The sequence below is a fragment of the Methylobacterium sp. JK268 genome, assembly GCF_054052225.1.
Window position 1 is genome coordinate 338,711 of record NZ_JBSVZN010000003.1, and the last position, 14,785, is coordinate 353,495.

General features: G+C 71.1%; 15 protein-coding genes. 11 read left to right on the forward strand and 4 right to left on the reverse strand.

The window, feature by feature from the left end; translation table 11 throughout:
• Positions 1 to 54 precede the first annotated feature (54 nt).
• The gene (locus ACW9J6_RS05475) at positions 55 to 441 is read right to left on the reverse strand and encodes a type II toxin-antitoxin system VapC family toxin (RefSeq protein WP_457115430.1); all 387 of its coding nucleotides are present in this window, start codon (positions 439 to 441) and stop codon (positions 55 to 57) included.
• Positions 438 to 782 carry a type II toxin-antitoxin system Phd/YefM family antitoxin gene (locus tag ACW9J6_RS05480; RefSeq protein WP_457115431.1) on the reverse strand — a complete coding sequence of 115 codons (345 nt, stop codon included), beginning with the start codon at positions 780 to 782 and terminating at the stop codon, positions 438 to 440. The genes ACW9J6_RS05475 and ACW9J6_RS05480 overlap by 4 nt, the downstream gene beginning before the upstream one ends.
• 10 nt (positions 783 to 792) lie before the next feature.
• Between ACW9J6_RS05480 and uvrB the strand changes: the two genes are divergently transcribed.
• The 8 genes from uvrB (at position 793) to ACW9J6_RS05520 (ending at position 11,593) form a co-directional block, all read left to right on the forward strand.
• Positions 793 to 3,528, forward strand: coding sequence for an excinuclease ABC subunit UvrB (uvrB, locus tag ACW9J6_RS05485; protein WP_457115432.1), 2,736 nt, complete (start codon positions 793 to 795; stop codon positions 3,526 to 3,528).
• 39 nt (positions 3,529 to 3,567) lie between these two features.
• On the forward strand, positions 3,568 to 4,527 hold the full coding sequence (locus ACW9J6_RS05490) for a 3-hydroxyacyl-CoA dehydrogenase NAD-binding domain-containing protein (protein ID WP_457115433.1): 960 nt from the start codon (positions 3,568 to 3,570) through the stop codon (positions 4,525 to 4,527).
• On the forward strand, positions 4,524 to 5,357 hold the full coding sequence (locus tag ACW9J6_RS05495; protein ID WP_457115434.1) for a 3-keto-5-aminohexanoate cleavage protein: 834 nt from the start codon (positions 4,524 to 4,526) through the stop codon (positions 5,355 to 5,357). The genes ACW9J6_RS05490 and ACW9J6_RS05495 overlap by 4 nt, the downstream gene beginning before the upstream one ends.
• Positions 5,358 to 5,427: 70 nt before the next feature.
• Positions 5,428 to 5,805, forward strand: coding sequence for a hypothetical protein (locus ACW9J6_RS05500; protein WP_457115435.1), 378 nt, complete (start codon positions 5,428 to 5,430; stop codon positions 5,803 to 5,805).
• A gap of 190 nt (positions 5,806 to 5,995) precedes the next feature.
• Positions 5,996 to 7,171: an efflux RND transporter periplasmic adaptor subunit gene (locus tag ACW9J6_RS05505; protein ID WP_457115436.1), complete on the forward strand. Its 1,176-nt coding sequence runs from the start codon at positions 5,996 to 5,998 to the stop codon at positions 7,169 to 7,171.
• Between the two features lie 11 nt (positions 7,172 to 7,182).
• On the forward strand, positions 7,183 to 10,344 hold the full coding sequence (locus ACW9J6_RS05510; protein ID WP_457115437.1) for a multidrug efflux RND transporter permease subunit: 3,162 nt from the start codon (positions 7,183 to 7,185) through the stop codon (positions 10,342 to 10,344).
• Between the two features lie 108 nt (positions 10,345 to 10,452).
• A complete protein-coding gene (locus ACW9J6_RS05515; protein ID WP_457115438.1) occupies positions 10,453 to 10,656 on the forward strand; it encodes a CsbD family protein in 204 nt (67 codons plus the stop codon).
• A 187-nt stretch (positions 10,657 to 10,843) separates the two neighbouring features.
• Positions 10,844 to 11,593 (forward strand): sigma-70 family RNA polymerase sigma factor, encoded by a 750-nt coding sequence (locus ACW9J6_RS05520; protein WP_457115439.1) that lies wholly within the window; start codon positions 10,844 to 10,846, stop codon positions 11,591 to 11,593.
• A 7-nt stretch (positions 11,594 to 11,600) separates the two neighbouring features.
• Here ACW9J6_RS05520 and ACW9J6_RS05525 read toward each other — a convergent pair whose 3' ends face one another.
• Positions 11,601 to 12,146 (reverse strand): CoA-binding protein, encoded by a 546-nt coding sequence (locus ACW9J6_RS05525; RefSeq protein ID WP_457115440.1) that lies wholly within the window; start codon positions 12,144 to 12,146, stop codon positions 11,601 to 11,603.
• Between the two features lie 148 nt (positions 12,147 to 12,294).
• Positions 12,295 to 13,077, reverse strand: coding sequence for an enoyl-CoA hydratase (locus ACW9J6_RS05530; protein WP_457115441.1), 783 nt, complete (start codon positions 13,075 to 13,077; stop codon positions 12,295 to 12,297).
• Positions 13,078 to 13,170: 93 nt separating this feature from the next.
• Between ACW9J6_RS05530 and ACW9J6_RS05535 the strand changes: the two genes are divergently transcribed.
• The 3 genes from ACW9J6_RS05535 (at position 13,171) to rpsI (ending at position 14,736) form a co-directional block, all read left to right on the forward strand.
• Entirely contained in the window at positions 13,171 to 13,608 is a 438-nt protein-coding gene (locus ACW9J6_RS05535; protein ID WP_457115442.1) for a PaaI family thioesterase, read from the forward strand.
• A gap of 176 nt (positions 13,609 to 13,784) precedes the next feature.
• Complete coding sequence (gene rplM, locus ACW9J6_RS05540; RefSeq protein ID WP_457115443.1) at positions 13,785 to 14,246, forward strand: 50S ribosomal protein L13; 462 nt, start codon at positions 13,785 to 13,787, stop codon at positions 14,244 to 14,246.
• 1 nt (position 14,247) lies between these two features.
• Positions 14,248 to 14,736 (forward strand): 30S ribosomal protein S9, encoded by a 489-nt coding sequence (gene rpsI / locus ACW9J6_RS05545; RefSeq protein WP_457115444.1) that lies wholly within the window; start codon positions 14,248 to 14,250, stop codon positions 14,734 to 14,736.
• Positions 14,737 to 14,785: the final 49 nt, after the last annotated feature.

Genomic DNA, 14,785 nt, shown 5'->3' on the forward strand with positions numbered 1-14,785 from the left:
CCGTGATGCGGAAGGCGCCCGGCCGGGCTCTGCCGCCGCGGCGTCACCGGCGGTCTACACGGATCGGATCCGACCCGGATAGCGGGCGACGATGGCGTCGCTGGTCAACAGGAGGACGTCCTCCACGAGCGCCTGCACGACCAGAATGCGGTCGAACGGAACCTTGTGCAGCGGCGGGAGCAGATCGAGCGCCACGGCGTGACGCCCGAGAACCGGCACCTCGCCATACCCGTTCGCCCTCAAGGCGTGACGCAGAACCCGCGCATCCACGACGAAATCGTCCCGCCCGAGCCCGCTCTTGATGGCCACCTCCCACAGGCTCGCGGCACTGAAGAGCGGCGTGTTGGTCGGATCCTCGATCAGTCTCCGTGCCTCCTCCGAGAGGCGCTCCGGCGCACCGGCCGCCCAGAGCAGCAGGTGGGTGTCGAGGAGGAGCCTCATCGGCCTTCGAACAGCCCTTGGACGTCATCCTCTCCGAGGCGGTCGAGATCGTCCGGAATCACGAGCTGCCCCTTGAGGAAGCCGAGCCGGCGAGGCTCGCCCGCATGCGGCTCGGCAGCCGGGACGACCTTCACGAGGGGCCGGCCCGCCCGGGCGATCACGAACGGCTCGCCCGCGGCGGCGCTGTCCACCAGTTGCGACAGGTGCGATTCGACCTCGCTCAGTTCAATGGTTTTCATGGGCATCCCCAACGGCCCCTCTTCAACCTGGGCAAGTGATCCGGCGGCCGCGCGGCAACCCGTCCCCATCGCAGCCTTTCTCGCGGCGCGGTTCGGCACCATATTACCGCGCATGCCCGCCCCGAAGAAACCGCGCCCGTCCTCGGCCAAGGCGTCGAAGCCCGAGCTGAAGCCGCTGGACCCCTTCCTCGCCGAACTCCTGAACCCGGCCCTCAACCGCGACCGCCTGCCCGCGCAGCCGGCCCCGGAGGCGCCGAAGCCGCGCCGTGGGCGGCCGAAGAAGGCGGAGGCCGGCTTCGGCGAGGCGCCGCAGGCGGCGTTCGCGCACGGCACCGTCACCGACGTCGATCCGGCGCTGGCGAAGTCGCTCGGCCTGCGCAGCGGCGACGACGGTCCCGATCTCCCGGACGAGGCCGGCGGCTCGTTGGCCACCGCCGGCGTCTCGGCGACCATCGACGCGCTCACCAAGCTCCTCACCGAGGGCAACCCGCTGTTCAAGGACGGCCAGCCCTGGGTGCCGCACCGGCCCGAGCGGCCGCAGAAGTCGGAGGGCGGCGTGCCCTTCCGGCTGAAGTCGGACTTCACCCCGGCCGGCGACCAGCCCAAGGCCATTGCCGACCTCGTCGAGGGCGTGCGGCGGGCCGAGCGCGACCAGGTGCTGCTCGGCGTCACCGGATCGGGCAAGACCTTCACGATGGCCAAGGTCATCGAGGAGACCCAGCGGCCCGCCCTGATCCTCGCCCCCAACAAGACGCTGGCCGCCCAGCTCTACGGTGAGTTCAAGTCCTTCTTCCCCGACAACGCCGTCGAGTACTTCGTTTCCTACTACGATTACTACCAGCCCGAGGCCTACGTGCCGCGGTCCGATACCTTCATCGAGAAGGAATCGTCGATCAACGAGCAGATCGACCGGATGCGCCACTCGGCCACCCGGGCGCTGCTGGAGCGCGACGACGTCATCATCGTCGCCTCGGTCTCCTGCATCTACGGCATCGGCTCGGTCGAGACCTACACGGCGATGTCCTTCACGGTGACGCTCGGCGAGAAGATCGAGCAGCGCCAGCTCATCGCTGACCTCGTCGCCCTGCAGTACAAGCGGATCCAGTCCGACTTCGCCCGCGGCACCTTCCGGGTGCGCGGCGACGTGATCGAGCTGTGGCCGGCCCACCTGGAGGACCGCGGCTGGCGCATCGGCCTGTTCGGGGACGAGGTCGAGGCGATCACGGAGTTCGACCCGCTCACCGGCAAGACCATCAACCCGCTGAAATTCGTCAAGATCTACGCCAACAGCCACTACGTGACGCCCCGCCCGACCCTGCAGCAGGCGGTGAAGGGCATCAAGGACGAGCTGAAGTGGCGGGTCGAGGAGCTGACCCGGATGGGCCGGCTGATCGAGGCGCAGAGGCTGGAGCAGCGCTGCACCTTCGACCTGGAGATGATCGAGGCGACGGGCGCCTGCAACGGCATCGAGAACTACTCGCGCTACCTCACCGGCCGCAAGCCGGGCGAGCCGCCGCCGACCCTTTTCGAGTACCTGCCGGACAACGCCCTCGTCTTCACGGACGAGAGCCACGTCACGGTCTCGCAGATCGGCGGCATGTACCGGGGCGACTTCCGCCGCAAGGCGACGCTCGCCGAGTACGGCTTCCGCCTCCCCTCCTGCCTCGACAACCGGCCGCTGCGATTCGAGGAATGGGACGCGATGCGCCCGCAATCGGTCCACGTCTCGGCGACGCCGGCCAAGTGGGAGATGGAGCAGACCGGCGGCGTCTTCGTCGAGCAGGTCATCCGCCCGACCGGCCTCGTCGATCCGGAGGTGATCATCCGCCCGGCCCGCAGCCAGGTCGACGACCTGCTGGGCGAGGTCAAGGAGGTGGCGCAGGCCGGCTACCGCACGCTGGTCACCACGCTCACCAAGCGCATGGCCGAGGACCTCACCGAGTACCTGCACGAGAACGGCGTGCGGGTGCGCTACATGCACTCGGACATCGACACGCTGGAACGGATCGAGATCATCCGCGACCTGCGCCTCGGCGCCTTCGACGTGCTGATCGGCATCAACCTGCTGCGCGAGGGCCTCGACATCCCGGAATGCGCCCTGGTGGCGATCCTCGACGCGGACAAGGAGGGTTTTCTCCGCTCCGAGACCTCGCTGATCCAGACGATCGGCCGGGCCGCCCGCAACGCGGACGGGCGGGTGATCCTCTACGCGGACCACCGCACCGGCTCGATGGACCGCGCCATCGCCGAGACCGAGCGGCGGCGGGCCAAGCAGCTCGCCTACAACGCGGAGCACGGCATCACGCCCCACAGCGTGAAGCGCAACATCGCCGACATCCTGGAGAGCGTTTTCGAGCGCGATCACGTCCAGGTGGACACCGGCCTCGCCAAGGGCGCGGTGACGGTCGGACACAACCTCAAGGCCGTGATGGCGGACCTGGAGAAGCGCATGCGCGCGGCCGCCGCCGACCTCGATTTCGAGGAGGCGGCCCGCCTGCGCGACGAGCTCAAGCGCCTGCAGGCGACGGAGCTCGCGGTGGCGGACGATCCCATGGCCCGCCAGGAGGCGGTGGAGGACCAGGCCGGCCGCTACGGGGCCAAGCGGCGCTACGGCCGCAACGCCGACCTGCCGCCCGGGACCGGCGGCGCGGCGGAGCCGCTCGGCTCCGGCCCGCTGGGCAAGGGCGTCTCGGACGAGGGCACCCGGATCCGCAAGCCCACCCTCGACGAGATGGGGCCGGGCACCGACCGGGAGATCCCGATCTTCACCGAGCGGCCGACGGGACGCTCGACGCAGGGATTTCCGGGCCAGCGGCCGAAATACAAGGGCCGCAAGGGCCGCGGGTAAGGCCGCGGTCGAAGCGGTGAGGCGCGGGAGGGATCCGGGATGGCGGGGAGTGAGGCAGGCGTGCGGCGCGTCGCAGTGATCGGCTGCGGCACGGTCGGGGCGAGCTGGGCCGCGCTGTTCACGGCCCACGGCCTCGACGTCGTCGCGACCGACCCGGCCGAGGGCGCCGAGGGACGGCTGAGGGCCTTCGTGGAGCAGGCCCGGGCGCAGCTCGCCGGGTTCGGGCTCACCGGCGCCGGCCGGCTCGACTTCGCCGCGCAGGTCGCGGCGGCCGTCGAGGGCGCGGACTTCGTGCAGGAGAACGCGCCGGAATCCGAGCCGCTGAAGCGCGCCCTCCTCGCCGAAATCGACCGGCTGCTGCCGCCGGAGGCGTTGATCGCGAGCAGCACCTCGGCGCTCCTGCGCAGCGCCATCGTGGCGGATTGCGCGCGGCCGGAGCGGGTCCTCGTCGCCCACCCGTTCAACCCGCCCCACCTCGTGCCGCTCGTCGAGATCGTGGCGGGGACCGAGGACGTGGCCGCCCGCGCCGCCGCCTTCTACCGCGGCCTCGGGCGCCGCCCGGTGATCCTGCGGCGCGAACGGCCCGGCCACATCGCCAACCGCCTCGCCTCGGCGCTCTACCGGGAGGCCGTGAACCTCGTGGCCGAGGGGGTGGCGAGCGTCGCCGACATCGACGCCGCCCTCTGCCACGGGCCGGGCCTGCGCTGGGCCGCGATGGGCGCGCACATGACCTACCACCTGGGCGGCGGCCCGGGCGGGATCGCCCACTACCTTGAGCATCTCGGCCCGAGCCAGGAGCGCCGCTGGGCCTCGCTCGGCACGCCCACGCTCACCCCGGAGGTGCGGGCGGCGATCGTGGCGGGCATCGGCGAGGAGGCCGGCGGCCTCTCCGTCGCGGCCCTGGAGGCCCGGCGCGACCGGGCGCTGATCGAGATCCTGCGGGCGCGGGTGACGGTGGCCCCCGAACCCGGCGCGCCGGAGACGGAGGAGAGGTCGTGACGAAGCCCCTGATCATCGCCGTCGCGCCGAACGGTGCGCGCCTGACCAAGGCCGACCATCCCGCCCTGCCGATCACGGCGCGGGAGGTCGGCCTGGAGGCGGCCCGCTGCCGCGAGGCCGGCGCCGCGATGATCCACCTCCACGTGCGCGACGCGGAGGAGCGGCACAGCCTCGATGTCGACCGCTACCGCGACGCGATCGCGGCGGTGCGCCGGGAGGCCGGGCCCGACATGATCGTCCAGGTCACCACGGAGTCGGTCGGCGTCTACGCGCCCGCCGAGCAGATCGCGGCGATGCGCGCCCTGCAACCGGAGGCCTTCTCGGCGGCCGTGCGCGAACTCTTCGCCGATCCCGAGGGCGAGGCGGAGGCCGCCGCCTTCCTGGCGGAGCAGGCTGCGGCCGGGGCCCTGGTGCAGCACATCCTCTACGATGCGGGCGACGTCACGCGCTTCCAAGGACTGGTTGCCCGCGGGCTGATCCCGCTGGGGCGGGCGAGCGTCCTGTTCGTCCTCGGCCGCTACGCCGCCGGCCAGCGCTCCGACCCCGCCGACCTCCTGCCCTTCCTGGAGGCCTGGAATTCCGGGCATCACCTCGACCTGCCGTGGTCGCTCTGCGCCTTCGGCCGCCGCGAGGCCGCCTGCCTCGTCACCGCCGCCTGCCTCGGCGGCGACGTGCGGGTCGGCTTCGAGAACAACCTCGCCCGGCCGGACGGCAGCCTCGCGCCGGACAACGCCGCCCAGGTCGCCGCCCTCGCGGCCCTGGCGCGCGGGCTCGGGATCGAGATCGCCGGCCCGACGGCGGCGCGCGCCCTGCTCCGGGCCCGCCGCTGACCGTCGCTCGCCGGACAGAGTGTCGCGGCAGGGTTGCGGCACCGCAGCATCGCACCCACTGTGACGCTTCGTGACGGCACTCCTGCATCATGTCTTCCGGCGCGGTTCGGCGGCCCTCCTGGGGCTCGCCCTGCTGCTTCTCGGGGCCTCGGCGGCCCTCGCCGGTCCCGTGCCCGGCGGGTCGATGATGCGCGCCGTCACGCCGGAGATGATCGACGCGAGCCTGCACGCGGATCTGCCCGGCAGCGCGACGCCCGGCATCGCGGACCTGACCGAGCCCGGCGAACCCTCGCGCCCCTCCGACGACGGTGCGCAGGGCGCCTGCCCGGTCGAGGCGCCGGCGCCGCGCGCGCGGGCGTCCTCGGCGCTGAACCCGCCGCGTCATCTCGGGGCCGCGCCGACGGTCCGCTCGGCGCGCTTCCACCGCCCCCCGCGCAACCCGGCCTGACCCGGTCCCGCCGCCCGCCCGCGGCGTGAGCCCACCGGCGGCGTCGTCACCCTCGGTCGTGCCGTGACGCCTGCCTGCGGGCCTGCCTCCGGCCCCGCCCGCGCCGCACCCATCGCCGATCCGCGCCCGGAATCCGGGCGCCACCTCGCCCGTTCGTCATCGCCGCGGACCGGGGCCCCGTGCCCCGCGCGTGCCGGAGCCCGACCTCGTGCCCCATTGCCGACGCCTCGCCCTCGCCGCCGCCGCGGCCCTCCTTCTCGGCGCCTGCAAGCCGACGCAGCAGACCGGCGCCGCCCCCGCCGACCCGCCGCCCGCGGAGGTCTCGATCGTCACGGTCCGCACCCAGCCGATCCCGTTCGAGCGGGAGCTGCCGGGCCGCGTGGCGCCGACCCGCATCGCCGAGGTGCGCGCCCGGGTCTCCGGCCTCGTGATCAAACGCGCCTTTCAGCAGGGCAGCCAGGTCAAGGAGGGCGACCTCCTCTACGAGATCGATCCGGCCCCCTACCGGGTCGACCTCGACAGCGCCGAGGCGACGCTCGCCCGCACCGAGGCCGCCCAGGTCCTTGCCCGCCAGCAGGCGGAGCGGCTGGAGACCCTGCTCTCGCGCCAGACGGCGAGCCAGGCGCAGTACGACGCGGCCTCCGCGGCCCAGAAGCAGGCGGAGGCCGAGGTGGCGGTCGCCAAGGCGGCCCGCGACCGGGCGAGGCTCAACCTGAGCTGGACCGGGGTGCGGGCCCCGATCTCCGGGCGGATCGGCCGCGCCCTCGTCACGGAGGGCGCGCTGATCGAGCAGGGCAGCGCCACCAACCTCGCGACGATCCAGCAGCTCGATCCGATCTACGTCGACATCACGCAGTCGGTGGGCGAGCTGAACAAACTGCGCCGCGACCTCGCCAGCGGCGAGTTGTCGAGCGTGGCGCCCGACGTCGCCACCGTGCGGCTGATCATGGATGACGGCTCGCTCTACCCGGAGCCGGGCCGGCTGCTGTTCTCCGACGTCACCGCCGACCCGAGCACCGGGCAGGTGACGCTGCGCGTCGAGATCCCCAACCCGCAGGTCGAGCTCTTTCCGCGCATGTATGTCCGCGCGCGCATCCGCCAGGGCATCGACGCGGACGCCATCGCGGTGCCCCAGCAGGCCGTCCACCGCTCCAATGACGGGCGGGCGGAGGTCTGGCTGGTGGCCGAGGGCGACAAGGTGGTGCTGCACCCGGTCGAGGTCGGCCCGGTCGTCGAGGGCCAGTGGGTGATCCGCGAGGGGCTGAAATCCGGCGACCGCGTCGTCACCGAGGGCTTCCAGAAGATCGTCGCCGGCAGCGTGGTCAAGCCGGTGCCGTGGCGGACCGCCGGCGCGGCGCGGCGCTGAGGAGGCGGAACATGGCGAGCTTCTTCATCGACCGGCCGGTCTTCGCCTGGGTCGTCGCCCTCTTCATCTGCCTGGGCGGCGCCCTGACGATCCCGCTGCTCCCGGTGGCGCAGTACCCGATCATCGCGCCGCCCTCGATCGCCCTCTCGACCTCCTATCCGGGGGCCTCGGTGGAGGATCTCTACACGGGCACGACCCGGCTCATCGAGGATGAGCTGAACGGCGCGGCCAACATCCTGAGTTACGAATCGGCCTCCGATTCCTTCGGCGTGGTCGAGATCACGGCGAACTTCCGGCCGGGCACCGATCCGGGCTACGCGGGCGTCGAGGTGCAGAACCGGCTCAAGCGCGTGGAGGCCCGCCTCCCGGCGGAGGTGCGCCAGCAGGGCATCCTGGTCGAGGAGGCCTCGGCCGCGACCCTCAACATCATCACCCTCGTCTCCACCGACGGGTCGATGGACGAGGTGGCGCTGGGCGACTTCCTCATCCGCAACGTCATCAACGAGATCCGGCGCATCCCCGGCGTCGGGCGGGCCACCCTCTACTCCACCGAGCGCTCGCTGCGCATCTGGGTCGATCCCGACAAGCTGCGCGGCCTGTCGCTGGCCGCCTCGGACGTCACGCGGGCGATCCAGGCCCAGAACGCACAGATCGCCTCGGGCGCGGTCGGCGCGCAGCCGAGCCCGGCCAACCACGCGATCAACATCCCGATCGTGGTGAGGGGCCAGATGCGGGCGCCCGAGGCGTTCGGCGCGATCGTGCTGCGGGCCAATCCCGACGGCTCCACCGTGCGCCTGCGCGACGTCGCCCGGATCGAACTCGGCGGCGACGACTACAAGTTCACCACCCGCCTCAACGGCGGCGAGGCGGCCGGAATCTCGGTCACCCTCGCCCCCGACGGCAACGCGCTGGAGACCGCCAAGGCCATCCGCGCCAAGATGGTGGAACTCTCGCAGTTCTTCCCCTCCACCGTGAAGTGGGACATCCCCTACGACATCACGCCGGCGGTGAATGCCTCGATCAAGAAGGTCATGATGACCCTCGTCGAGGCGGTGGTGCTGGTCTTCGCGGTGATGTTCCTGTTCCTTCAGAACATCCGCTACACGCTGATCCCGACCATCGTGGTGCCGATCGCGCTGCTCGGCACCTGCACGGTGATGCTGCTGTCGGGCTTCTCGATCAACGTGCTGACCATGTTCGGCATGGTGCTGGCGATCGGCATCCTGGTCGACGACGCGATCGTGGTGGTCGAGAACGTCGAGCGGATCATGAACGAGGAGGGCCTCTCGCCCAAGGAGGCAACCCGCAAGGCGATGCGCCAGATCACCGGCGCGATCGTGGGCATCACGCTGGTGCTGGTGGCGGTGTTCATCCCGATGGCGTTCTTCCCCGGCTCGGTCGGCATCATCTACCGGCAATTCTCCATCGGCATGGTCACGTCGATCGCGTTCTCGGCGGTGCTGGCGCTGTCGCTGACGCCGGCGCTCTGCGCGACGCTGCTCAAGCCGGTCGAGAAGGGGCACGGCCACGCGAAGGGCGGGGTCTTCGGCTGGTTCAACCGGCTCGTCGACCGCGAGACCGCGCGCTACGGGCGGGGCGTGGCCTGGACCATCGCCAAGGCCGGGCGGATGATGGCGATCTACCTGGTCCTGGTGGCGGGCGTGGCCTACGGCTTCGCGCGCCTGCCGGAGGGCTTCCTGCCGGTGGAGGATCAGGGCTTCTTCACCGTCGACATCCAGACGCCGCCCGGCTCCTCCTTCAACCGCACGCTCGCGGCCGTGAAGGCGGTCGAGCGGCATCTCGCGGCCCAGCCCGGCGTCGCCACCGTGACCGTCGTCAACGGCTTCTCGTTCTCGGGCCAGGGCCAGATGACCTCGCAGGCCTTCGTGACCCTGAAGGACTGGTCGCAGCGCGGGCCCGACCAGTCGGCCGCCCGCCTCGTCGCCGGGACCAACGCGGCGCTCGCCTCCTACCGGGACGCGGTGATCCAGGCGCTGGAGCCCCCGCCGATCGACAACCTCGGCAACGCGTCGGGCTTCAGCTTCCGCCTGCAGGACCGCGCTCAGAAGGGCTACGCGGCCCTGATGGCCGCGCAGGAGCAGCTGCTCTCCCTCGCCCGCAAGAGCCCGGTGCTGAAGAACGTCTCCGTCGAGGGCCTGCCGCCGGCGCCGCAGGCCGAGCTGGTGATCGATCGCGAGAAGGCCGCCGCGCTCGGCGTGGCCTTCGACGACATCAACCAGACCATCCAGGTCAATCTCGGCTCGGTCTACGTCAACGACTTCCCGAACCGCGGCAAGATGCAGCGGGTGATCGTGCAGGCGGAGGCCGCCCAGCGGCTCAACGCCGGCGACCTGCTGAACTACGGCGTCCGGAACCAGCAGGGCACCATGGTGCCGATGTCCTCCTTCGCGGACCTGAAGTGGAGCGTCGGGCCGGCCCAGATCATCGGCTTCAACGGCTACCAGTCGGTGCGCATCACCGGCGAGCCGGCCGCCGGCTACACCTCGGGCGACGCGATCGCCGAGATGGAGCGGCTGATGACCCAGCTGCCGAAGGGATTCGGCTACACCTGGACCGGGCAGTCGCTGCAGGAGAAGGAGGCGGGCTCGCAGGCGACCCTGCTGCTGGCCCTCTCGGTGCTGATCGTGTTCCTGTGCCTCGCCGCCCTCTACGAGAGCTGGTCCATCCCGCTCGCGGTGATGCTGGTCATCCCGCTCGGGGTGGTCGGCGCGGTGGCGGGCGTGATGATCCGCGACATGCCGAACGACGTCTACTTCAAGATCGGCCTGATCACGATCATCGGCCTCTCGGCCAAGAACGCGATCCTGATCATCGAGTTCGCCCGCGAGTTGTGGCGCCCCGGAACCCGGCTGGTGGAGGCGACGGTGGAGGCGGCGCGCCTGCGCTTCCGCCCGATCGTCATGACCTCCCTCGCCTTCATCTTCGGCGTCGTGCCCCTCGCCATCGCGGCGGGCGCGGCCTCGAAGAGCCAGCAGGCGATCGGCACTGGCGTGATGGGCGGCATGATCACCGCCACAATCCTGGCGGTGGTGCTGGTGCCGGTCTTCTTCGTGGTGGCGATGCGCCTGTTCCAGCGGCGGCGGGTGCGGGAGGAGCGCGAGGCGGGAGCGGCCCGCGCCCGGATCCCGGACCGTGTGGCGGCAGGGCATTGATGGGGGAGAGGCGGGGTGGTTCCGGTCGCAACGCAGCGGAACCATCCCGCGTCTCAGCTGTTCCTAGGGCCTGGACCGACAATAACGGTCGTGAAATCGGAGATCCCCATGAGCAGCCTCACCGACAAGGTCAAGGGTGTTGCCAATGAAACCGTCGGCAACATCAAGCAGGGCGTCGGGAACCTCACCGACAACGACAAGCTGAAGGCCGAGGGCAAGGCTCAGGAACTGAAGGGCGAGGCCCAGAAGACGGTTGGCGATGCCAAGGACGGCATCAAGAACGCGGCCGACACGGTCAAGAGCAAGCTCTGACCAGTTCGCTCCGGCTTCTGGTCGGAGCCGCAGGATCCTTCCTTTGTCAGGATCACGGGAGCCGGCCGCGCGGAAGCGACGCCGGCTCTCGGCGCGTGCGCTCGCGCACCTGTGAGTAGAAGAAGCGGCTCGCGCGAATCATATTCATGGTCTAGCTTGGCTCGCACTTCCGCGTGAGCGTGCAGCGATGACCGATTCCTCCCCCGTTCGCCGGACGAAATCCGCCCCGACCACGCCCCCGACCCTCCCGGCGGCCGTGCAGGAGCATCTGGGCCAGCAGCTGCGCGACGCCTACGCGGCGCTCGGCGACATCGAGGCGCCCGTCGCGTTCGGAGAACTGCTGATCCGGCTCGAGAAAGCGCTCGCCGCGCTCGGTGCGCCGCGTCAGGATAAGTTCCGCGACGACCTTCTGGCCGCGGCTCCCTCCCTGCGTCGCTTCGCCCTGACGCTCACGGCCAACCCGGCCCGGGCGGACGATCTCGTCCAGGACACGCTGCTCAAGGGCTGGCAGAACCGCGACCGGTTCGAGGACGGGACCAATCTCAGCGCGTGGCTGTTCACGATCATGCGCAACGCCTTCTACTCGGAGCACCGCAAGCGCTCGCGCGAGGTCGAGGACGGCGAGGGCGTGTACTCCGCCCGCCTGACCACGGCGCCCAACCAGGGCGACCGGCTCGACGTGCAGGACCTGCAGGAGGCGCTGAACAAGCTCGTCGCCGAGCAGCGCGAGGCGCTGCTGCTGGTGGCGGTGGGCGACCTCTCCTACGAGGACGCGGCCGCGCTGATGCAGTGCAAGGTCGGCACGGTGAAGAGCCGCGTCTGCCGCGCCCGCGACCGGCTGGCCGAGCTGCTGGGCTATTCCGGCGGCGAGCTCGGCGCCGACCGCCTGACCCGGTCCGTCCTGAACGGCAGCGGGCTGATGGCGGTCGAGGGCTGAGGGCGCCTCAGCGCTGCTCGATGGTGAGCTTCTGGAAGCCCTTGGCCGCGAGCCGGGGCTTCTTGGCGCTGAGGATGCGCGAGTTCACGCCGGTCCAGCCGATCTCGCCCGACAGGCGGCCGTACTCGATCTTGGGACAGCGGTTCATCACGACCGTGACGCCGCGCGCCTCCGCCCGCGCCGCCGCCGCATCGTTGCGCACGCCGAGCTGCATCCAGATCACCTTGGGCTGGGGATCGAGGGCGAGCGCCTCGTCGACGAGGGGGCCGGCGGCCTCGGAATTGCGGAAGATCTCCACCATGTCGACGGGGCGCCCGAGATCGGCGAGGCGGCCGACCACCCGGCGGCCCAGCAGCTCCTGCCCGGCGAGGCCCGGATTGACCGGCACCACGTCATAGCCGCGCTCCAGCAGGTACTTGGTGACGATCCAGCTGGGCCGGGCCGGATTGGACGAGGCGCCGACGAGCGCGATCGAGCGGACGGCGCGCAGCAGCGCGCGCAGGTGCTCGGGGTCGTAATCGGCGTGGCGGGCGGGATCGAAGGACGGGGGCATGCGGGATCCGGTGATGACGGACTGGTCTGATACAACGATCCACCCGTCGTAGGGCGCCAAACCGCCGCCCCTCTACATGTTTGCGGACTCACACTTCTGCGCTTGATGCGAAGCGGTTGAGGATGAAGCGCAATGTCGGGCGTTCTACTCACCCCTTGCGCGTGAGGAACGCCGCGATCCCCTCCTCGGCCGCTCGCGCCAGCATGTTCTCCGTCATCACGCGTCCCGCATGGGCGTAGGCCTCGGCCAGCGGCATCTCGATCTGCTCGTAGAAGGCGCGCTTGCCGACCCGGACCGTGTAGGGGCTGCGCGCCGCGATGCCGGCCGCCAGGGCCTCCGCCGCCGCCAGCGCCGTTCCGGCCGGGACCACCGTGTTCACCAGTCCGAGAGCCCTCGCCTCGCCCGCCGCGACCATCTCCGCCGTCAGGAGCATCGCCATGGCGGCCTTGCGCGACAGGTTGCGCGACAGGGCCACCATCGGGGTCGAGCAGAACAGGCCGATCTGCACGCCGGGCGTGGCGAACCGCGCCTCCTCGCCCGCCACCGCGAGGTCGCAGGAGGCCACGAGCTGGCAGCCGGCCGCCGTCGCGACCCCCTCCACCGCCGCGATCACCGGCTGCGGCAGGCGCGGGATCGCCATCATCACCTCCGAGCAGAGGTCGAACAGGGCCGCGAAGCTTGCGGCGCCCCGATCGGCCTCCGCCCGGTAGGCGGTCATCTCCTTGAGGTCGTGGCCGGCGCAGAAGGCCGGTCCCTCGGCGGCGAGCACGACGGCGCGGATCGCCTCGTCCCGCGCGAGGGCCGCGAAGGCATCGCGCAGGGCCGAGAGCAGCGCGTGCGACAGGGCGTTGCGCGCCCGCGGCCGGTTCAGGGTGAGCGTCGCGACGCCGTCGCGGTCGCGGCGCGTGAGCAGGGGGGCGGTCTCGTCCATCGCCGGGAAGCGTCTCCTCGTCCGGAAGGGCATTGTCGGGCGGCCACCGGCGTGCTGCAAGGTTGGCCCCGCCCGCAACCGGATCCCGCCCCGATGCCCCCCTCCCCCGTGATGACCCGCGAAGCCGTGACCGCGTTCCTGGCCGAGGTCTTCCCGCAGATCCACCTCTATGGTCCGGGCCCGGAGATCGAGGCGGTCGGACCGCTCACGGCGACCCTGCGCATGCCGTATCACGAGCGGCACCTCCGCCCCGGCGGCACCATCTCGGGACCGACCATGATGGCGCTGGCCGATCTCGCCCTTTACGCGGCGATCCTCGCCAATCTCGGCCCGGTGGCCCTCGCGGTGACCACCAACCTGTCCTTCAACTTCATGCGCAAGCCCGCGCAGCGCGACCTCACGGCCGAGGCCCGCCTGATGAAGCTCGGCCGCCAGCTCGCGGTCGGCGAGGTGCTGATCCGCTGCCTCGGCGAGGAGGATCTCGTCTGCCACGCCACCGGGACCTACGCCATCCCGCCGCGCCGCGAGTAGCGGTATCATGCTACCTTGTCCGTCAAGCGCCTCTCACGGAAGGACATTTTCCCGAGCGCGCCGCTCGGAAACCGATTGACGCCCGCCCTCGCCTCGCGTACACAGCCGCCATCGCCGCTGCGCACCTCGCGTGGCGGCGTCCTGTTTCTGAAGAAAGTTCTCGGGATTCCAGCGCGATGAAGACCTTTTCGCTGAAGCCCGCCGACGTCGAGAAGAAGTGGGTGATCATCGACGCCGAGGGCCTCGTCGTGGGCCGTCTCGCATCGATCATCGCGATGCGTCTGCGGGGCAAGCACAAGGCCCAGTATACGCCCCACGTCGATTGCGGCGACAATGTGATCGTGATCAATGCGGACAAGGTGAAGTTCACCGGCCGCAAGTACGATCAGAAAGTCTATTACCATCACACCGGCTTCCCGGGCGGCATCAAGGAGCGCTCGGCGAAGTACATCCTCGAGGGCCGGTTCCCCGAGCGCGTGGTGGAGAAGGCGGTGGAGCGCATGCTGCCCCGCGGCCCGCTGTTCCGGAAGATCCTCGGCAACCTGCGGGTCTACAAGGGCACGGAGCACCCCCACACGGCCCAGCAGCCGGAGACGCTCGACGTCGCCGCCCTCAACCGGAAGAACGTGAGCGCGTAAGATGGCGACCCTTCAGTCCCTCGCCGACCTCGGCCAGGCCAACAAGGCGGCCCTCGGCTCGTCCGAGAACGAGGCCCCGGTCCACGTCCAGAAGCTGGATTCCCTGGGCCGCGCCTACGCCACCGGCAAGCGCAAGGACGCGGTCGCCCGCGTCTGGATCAAGCCCGGCTCGGGCACGATCACGGTCAACGACCGCCCGGTCGAGACCTACTTCGCCCGCCCGGTGCTGCGGATGATCCTGCAGCAGCCGCTGCAGATCGCCAACCGCGCCGAGCAGTACGACATCGTCGTTACGGTGACGGGCGGCGGTCTCTCGGGCCAGGCCGGCGCCGTGCGCCACGGCCTCGCCAAGGCGCTGACCTACTACGAGCCGGAGCTGCGCTCGCCCCTCAAGCGCGAGGGCTTCCTGACCCGCGACCCGCGCGTCGTGGAGCGCAAGAAGTACGGCCGCAAGAAGGCCCGCCGCAGCTTCCAGTTCTCGAAGCGCTGACGCGCTTCCCACAGAACCTGCCTCGAAGGGCGGTCCGGTCTCCGGGCCG

What these genes read in the sequence shown, in the direction of transcription:
- ACW9J6_RS05515 (WP_457115438.1), top strand. Translation starts at nt 10,453, where the DNA reads ATGAGCAGCCTCACCGACAAGGTCAAGGGTGTTGCCAATGAAACCGTC.
- ACW9J6_RS05530 (WP_457115441.1), bottom strand. Translation starts at nt 13,077, where the DNA reads ATGGACGAGACCGCCCCCCTGCTCACGCGCCGCGACCGCGACGGCGTC.
- ACW9J6_RS05520 (WP_457115439.1), top strand. Translation starts at nt 10,844, where the DNA reads ATGACCGATTCCTCCCCCGTTCGCCGGACGAAATCCGCCCCGACCACG.
- uvrB (WP_457115432.1), top strand. Translation starts at nt 793, where the DNA reads ATGCCCGCCCCGAAGAAACCGCGCCCGTCCTCGGCCAAGGCGTCGAAG.
- rpsI (WP_457115444.1), top strand. Translation starts at nt 14,248, where the DNA reads ATGGCGACCCTTCAGTCCCTCGCCGACCTCGGCCAGGCCAACAAGGCG.
- ACW9J6_RS05490 (WP_457115433.1), top strand. Translation starts at nt 3,568, where the DNA reads ATGGCGGGGAGTGAGGCAGGCGTGCGGCGCGTCGCAGTGATCGGCTGC.
- ACW9J6_RS05525 (WP_457115440.1), bottom strand. Translation starts at nt 12,146, where the DNA reads ATGCCCCCGTCCTTCGATCCCGCCCGCCACGCCGATTACGACCCCGAG.
- rplM (WP_457115443.1), top strand. Translation starts at nt 13,785, where the DNA reads ATGAAGACCTTTTCGCTGAAGCCCGCCGACGTCGAGAAGAAGTGGGTG.
- ACW9J6_RS05510 (WP_457115437.1), top strand. Translation starts at nt 7,183, where the DNA reads ATGGCGAGCTTCTTCATCGACCGGCCGGTCTTCGCCTGGGTCGTCGCC.
- ACW9J6_RS05535 (WP_457115442.1), top strand. Translation starts at nt 13,171, where the DNA reads ATGCCCCCCTCCCCCGTGATGACCCGCGAAGCCGTGACCGCGTTCCTG.
- ACW9J6_RS05480 (WP_457115431.1), bottom strand. Translation starts at nt 782, where the DNA reads ATGGTGCCGAACCGCGCCGCGAGAAAGGCTGCGATGGGGACGGGTTGC.
- ACW9J6_RS05475 (WP_457115430.1), bottom strand. Translation starts at nt 441, where the DNA reads ATGAGGCTCCTCCTCGACACCCACCTGCTGCTCTGGGCGGCCGGTGCG.